Origin of the sequence: Corallococcus sp. CA049B (genome assembly GCF_003611685.1) — a bacterium.
Lineage (GTDB): Bacteria > Myxococcota > Myxococcia > Myxococcales > Myxococcaceae > Corallococcus > Corallococcus coralloides.
In genome coordinates this window covers 1-1,798 of record NZ_RAWC01000430.1, presented here as the reverse complement: position 1 = coordinate 1,798, position 1,798 = coordinate 1, and the positions used below count along the sequence as shown (strand labels likewise).

At 68.0% G+C, this 1,798-nt stretch carries 2 protein-coding genes; both read left to right on the top strand.

The window, feature by feature from the left end; all coding sequences use genetic code 11:
• Positions 1-327: 327 nt before the first annotated feature.
• Complete coding sequence (locus D7W82_RS39470; protein WP_120623159.1) at positions 328-1,368, top strand: helix-hairpin-helix domain-containing protein; 1,041 nt, start codon at positions 328-330, stop codon at positions 1,366-1,368.
• Between the two features lie 170 nt (positions 1,369-1,538).
• Positions 1,539-1,778 (top strand): hypothetical protein, encoded by a 240-nt coding sequence (locus D7W82_RS39465; protein ID WP_014393167.1) that lies wholly within the window; start codon positions 1,539-1,541, stop codon positions 1,776-1,778.
• The last annotated feature ends 20 nt before the right edge of the window (positions 1,779-1,798 follow it).

The following is a 1,798-nucleotide window of genomic DNA, read 5'->3' as shown; positions in this document are numbered from 1 at the left end:
CGCCAACGCCCCACCACCGCGCCGGGCTGGAGCGCCCCCGGGAACACCTGTGACCCTTCCTGACCCATGGACTCCCAGGGTCGCATGAAGTGCACTCAACCTGGAAGGTCACTCCGGGCCGGGTGCCGGAGGCAACCCTGGGTCCGTGTGCTCCTACGTCAGGAAGTCTCGCCCCGTGGAGCCGGACGGAATGCTCCCAGCGGAACACGTGGAGGGTGACTGAATCGTGACATGAACAAAGCGCTTATCCGGCCGGTGGTGTCAGACGGATTTGATGTATTAAGCCGCGTCTCATCGCAGCACTCCCCCCTCATTCAGGAGTCCCTGATGCGTCGTCTTGGCTCAGCCCTTCTCGCCGTGAGCATGCTCGTGGGTTGCGGTGCCGGTTCCGAAGCGGGAACCCCCCCCGAGTCCGGCTCCACCACCCCGTCCGCCGAGCAGCAGCAGCAGGCCCCCATCCTCACGACGACGAACGTCGACGTGGCCATCGAGTGCTCCGGCATCCTCGAGTTCGCGAACACGGCGTCGTACTCGCTCCTCGACCGCTACCTGCCCAGCAACGTGGTCACCAACATCGTGAACCGCCGCGCCACCGCGCCGTTCACGTCGCTGGCGGACCTTTCCTCCGTGCCGCTCGTCGGCCCGACCCGGCTCAAGCAGCTGGAGGGCGGCGCCCGGACGATGGACTTCATCGACGCGGACTGTGTCGGCATCATGGATGGCATCGCCATCTCCCGTGACGACCAGACCGCCATCGTCGCGCTGGTGAACAGCATTGACGACTCGGAGCTGCACGACGTCCTGCCGGACGCGTGGAACGGCGCCGTCAACCTGCTCAACGCGCGCCCCTTCACCACCGCGCAGCAGATCGCCGACACGGCGGGCATCGGTGACGTGAGCTTCCGCAACATCCGCAACTCCGCCACCCTGAGCCGCCCCCTGGAGGCGCTCTTCTCCGCCATCAACGCCATCCCGAGCAACGGCTCCTATGGCGCCACCACCCTGCGCCACTTCGACTGGTGGAACATCGCGTCCGCCGGCCACTACTACCGCGATGACAAGACGTGCTTCGGCCTGGAGCCCACCAGCGTCCCCTACGGCGCCGCCATCCGCCCGAACCTGGCCGACGCCGCCGAGGTGCGCGCCGAGGTCCAGCGCGCCTTCAACTACGTGGGCGGCAATACCAAGGTCTCCGCCACGGTCCGTGACGCGGGCTTCGCGAACCTGGACGCGCTGACCCAGGGCCGCTCCTTCAAGGGCTGCATCATCACCTACGAGAACGACCCCTGGAGCCGCAACACCGTCCACATCTACGTGGACACCGTGAACGGCTTCAGCGTGATGACCGAGACCTGGTGGGCGGAGTAGTCCTCCCCACCTGACGTCCCTGCCGTCCCGAAGCCCCGGGTTCCCTCTTGGAGCCCGGGGCTTTGTCGTGTCCGGAAGCAGGCAGGCCCCTGGCGCGCAGGCCCCCGGCCATGCCCGGCCCGGGAAGGAAACCGTGCATCCCCGCGTGTCTACGGGTATAGACACGCCCCATGTGCCCCCTGGTGAACACGAAGGACCTGATTGACGCCCAGGAGGTGGCGGGCCTGTTGCGCCTTGCCCACCCCAACAGCGTCAGCACGTACCTGCGTCGCTATCCGGACATGCCCCGTCCGGTGCTCGACCTGGGCGCCGGGCGCCCGCGCCTCTGGCTCAAGCCCCAGATGCTCCGCTGGGCCCTCGCCCGCCAGGCCGCCGCCAACACCGACACAAGCTCCCGAGGCTCCCGATGACCACCGCCACCCCCCGAACC